The organism is Halomonas sp. ND22Bw, assembly GCF_003011945.1.
GTDB lineage: Bacteria > Pseudomonadota > Gammaproteobacteria > Pseudomonadales > Halomonadaceae > Halomonas > Halomonas halophila.
This window is the reverse complement of sequence record NZ_PXWD01000829.1, coordinates 1-274: the sequence shown is the minus strand read 5'-3', so window position 1 is coordinate 274 and position 274 is coordinate 1. Positions and strand designations below refer to the sequence as shown.

1 protein-coding gene is annotated in these 274 nt (G+C 65.7%); it reads left to right on the top strand.

Annotated features, from left to right (window positions below; translation table 11 throughout):
- Nucleotides 1-274 (top strand): S1C family serine protease (locus CVH10_RS20460; RefSeq protein WP_146143184.1); only part of this gene is annotated, 274 nt, incomplete at both ends.

The following is a 274-nucleotide window of genomic DNA, read 5'->3' as shown; positions in this document are numbered from 1 at the left end:
CAGTTCTTCATCCAGACGGATGCGGCGATCAATCCGGGCAATTCCGGCGGCGCCCTGGTGGATCTCCAGGGGCAATTGGTCGGGATCAACTCGGCGATCTACTCGCAGTCGGGCGGCAGCCACGGCATCGGCTTCGCGATCCCCGCGACCGAGGCGAAGCCGATCATCGACACGCTCATGAAGGGCCAGAAGATCCAGCGCGGCTATCTCGGCGTCGGGATCCAGCCGGTCAACGACGACATTGCCGCCGCCCTGGGCCTGCCGAAGAACCGCG